The organism is Caballeronia arationis, assembly GCF_001544975.2.
Lineage (GTDB): Bacteria > Pseudomonadota > Gammaproteobacteria > Burkholderiales > Burkholderiaceae > Caballeronia > Caballeronia arationis.
The window spans coordinates 1-3,576 of record NZ_FCOG02000293.1 but is presented as its reverse complement, the minus strand read 5'-3'; the positions used below and the strand labels follow the sequence as shown (position 1 = coordinate 3,576).

Genomic DNA, 3,576 nt, shown 5'->3' with positions numbered 1-3,576 from the left:
GGCAATCTGGAGTTCCTCGGCCGCAACGATCATCAGGTCAAGATTCGCGGCTTCCGTATCGAACTCGGTGAGATCGAGGCTCAGCTCGCCAACCATGCAGCGGTGCGCGAAGCAGTGGTGATCGCGCGTGCGCGGCATGAGGATGCGCAGGATCAGCAACTCATTGCCTATGTCACGCTGGTATCCGAGATCGATGCCAGCGCCCTGCGCGAGCATCTTGCCGCGCGTCTGCCCGACTACATGGTGCCTTCGGCCTTCGTCACGCTCGACGCGATGCCGCTGACGCCCAACGGCAAGCTCGATCGTCGCGCGCTGCCCGACCCCCAAACCGATGCCTTCGCGCTGCGCCCGTTCGAAGCACCAGAGGGTCAAACCGAAGCCGCACTCGCCGATCTGTGGGCCGAGTTGCTCGGCCTCGAGCGCGTCGGCAGACAGGACAACTTCTTCTCCCTTGGCGGCCACTCGCTGCTCGCCGTGACCCTCGTCGAGCGGTTGCGCCGCATCGGCTTGCACGCGAGCGTGCGTGATCTGTTCGCCACGCCCGTGCTCAGCGCGCTCGCGGCTTCGCTCGAAGGCAGCGCGCCGAAGCCCGACATCGTCGTGCCGCCCAATGCGATCACGCCCGAGTGCACCGCGCTTACGCCAGCGATGCTGCCACTCATCGCGCTCACGCAAACCGACATCGATCGCATCGTCGAGCAGGTGCCCGGCGGACTCGCCAATGTGCAAGACATCTACGCGCTCGCGCCGCTGCAGGAAGGTATCCTGTTCCACCACATGCTGAGCACCGAAGGCGATCCGTATCTGCAAACAGCGCGCCTCGCCTTCGACAGTCGCGCACGGCTCGATGCATGGCTCGATGCCTTGCGACAGGTCGTCGAACGGCATGACATCCTGCGCACCGCCTTCATCCACGATGGGATCAGCACGCCCGCTCAGGTGGTCTGGCGTAACGCGCCTGTGATCATCAGCGAGATCGAGTTCGATCCGGCGCATGGTCCGGCCACCGAACAGCTCGCTCGCCAGTTCGACGCGCGCTCGCAACGCCTGTCGTTGGCTCAGGCTCCGCTGCTGCGGCTCACCATCGCTCAGGAACCCGGCTCCGGACGCTGGCTGGCGCTGCTCGTCTGGCATCACCTGATCGGCGACCACGTCACGCTGGAGGTGATTCAGAAGGAGATCAGCGCGCTGCTCGAGGGTCGGGCTCACACGCTCGGCGCGGCTCAGCCGTTCCGCGATCTGGTCGCGCAGACGCGCCTCGGTGTGGGTCAGCAAGAGCATGAAGCCTTCTTCCGCGACATGCTCGCCGATGTGAGCGAACCCACGCTGCCCTTCGGGCTCACTGACGTGCACCACGACGGCTCGTCCGTCGCCGAAGTGCGCCTGACGCTGCCCGCCTCGCTCAATACGCGCCTGCGCACCCAGGCTCGCCAGCTCGGCGTGAGTCTCGCGAGCCTCTGTCATCTCGCCTGGGCGCGCGTGCTCAGTGTCGCCAGTGCAGTCGATTCCGACGGACGCATCGTGTTCGGCACCGTGCTGCTCGGGCGCATGCAGGCGGGCGTGGATCAGGCCCTGGGGCTGTTGATCAATACGCTGCCGATCCGCCTCGATGTGAACGACGCCTCAGTCGCCGACAGCGTGCGTGACACGCATGAACGTCTCGCAGCGCTGCTGCAGCATCAGCATGCGCCGCTCGCGCTTGCTCAACGGTGCAGTGGCGTGGCTGCCCCCGCGCCGCTCTTTAGCGCGTTGCTCAACTACCGCCACAATCAAGCCTCGGCCGATGAGCACGAGGCCTTCGACGGCATCGAGCTGCTCGGCGCCGAAGAGCGCACCAACTATCCGCTGATGCTTGCGGTCGAAGACAACGGCGAGAGCCTCGGGCTCACCGCGCAGACCATCGCGCCTTTGTCGCCCGAGCAGTTGTGCGGGTACATGCAGCAGGCGCTTTCGAGCCTCGTGCAGGCGCTCGAGCAAGCGCCTCAGACGCCGGTGAACCAGCTCGACGTGCTGCCGCCCGAGACCCGTACCCTGCTCGTCGAAACGTGGAACGACACGGGTGCATCCTATCCTGTGGATCTGTGCATCCATCAGCTCTTCGAGCAACAAGTTCAACGCACACCCGATGCAGTCGCGCTGGTCTTCGAAGACGAGTCGCTCACCTATGCGCAGCTCAACGCACGCGCCAACCGGCTTGCGCATCACCTGATCTCGCTGGGCGTCAATCCGGAAGATCGTGTGGCGCTGTGCGTGGAGCGCGGCATCGGCATGGTCGTCGCGTTGATGGCGATTCTCAAGGCCGGGGGGGCTTACGTGCCGCTCGATCCGGCGTATCCGGGCGAGCGTCTGAGCCACATCCTCACCGATTCCACACCACGGCTGTTGCTCGCCGATGCCGCGGGTCGCGAAGCGCTGGGAGATACCGGTGCGTTGAGCGTGCTCGACCCCAATGCATCGCTCGACGGCTTGCTGCCACAAGACGATCCGCAAACGGCTGTCGCCCCGCAACACCTCGCCTATGTGCTCTTTACCTCAGGTTCCACCGGCAAGCCCAAGGGTGTGATGGTCGAGCATCGTGAGATGCTGAACTTCCTCTGCTCGATGCGCGATGTCACGGCCATGAGCGCGGCTGACAGACTCCTGGCCGTCACGACCATCTCCTTCGATATCGCCGGACTGGAACTGTATCTGCCCTTGAGCACGGGCGCTTGCGTCGTGCTCGCGCGCAGAAGCGATGCGGCCGATCCACTGGCGCTGCAAACCCTCCTCGCCAGGCACGACATCAGCTTCATGCAAGCAACTCCGGCGACCTGGCGCATGCTGCTCGATGCGCAGTGGACGGGCAGCTCGAAACTGACCGCCCTGTGCGGCGGCGAAGCGTTGTCTGCCGGCCTGACGGCCCGTCTCGGGGACAAGGTCAAGTCGCTGTGGAATCTCTACGGTCCGACGGAAACCACGGTCTGGTCTTCGTGCTATCAGACCGGGCTCGACGCGAGCACATCAGCCACCGTGCCCGTCGGCCGTCCGATCGCCAATACAAGCATGTACTTGCTCGATGCGCAACATCAACTGGTGCCTCCGGGTGCAGTGGGCGAACTCTATATCGGTGGAGCGGGTGTGGCCCGTGGCTATCTGAATCGCGCTGATCTCACCGCCGAGCGCTTCCTCAATGATCCGTTCGTCCAAGGCGCGCGCATGTACCGCACGGGCGACCTCGCACGTTATCGCCCGGACGGCAATATTGAATTCCTCGGCCGTAACGATCATCAGGTCAAGATTCGCGGCTTCCGCATCGAACTCGGTGAGATCGAAGCTCAGATCGCCAGCCACCCGGCGGTGCGCGAAGCGGTGGTGATCGCGCGTGCGCGGCAGCAGGACGCGCAAGATCAGCAACTCGTCGCCTACGTCACCGGAACGGCTGAGATCGATGCAAGCACCTTGCGCGAGCATCTTGCCTCGCGTCTGCCCGACTACATGGTGCCTTCGGCCTTCGTCGTGCTCGACGCGTTGCCCCTCACGCCCAACGGCAAGCTCGATCGCCGGGCACTGCCCGATCCGCAATGGCAAAGCCTCGAC

At 64.8% G+C, this 3,576-nt stretch carries 1 protein-coding gene; it reads left to right on the top strand.

Features of this window, described 5'->3' with window-relative positions:
• On the top strand, positions 1 to 3,576 hold a 3,576-nt coding region (locus AWB81_RS41130), incomplete at both ends, for a non-ribosomal peptide synthetase (RefSeq protein ID WP_144444350.1).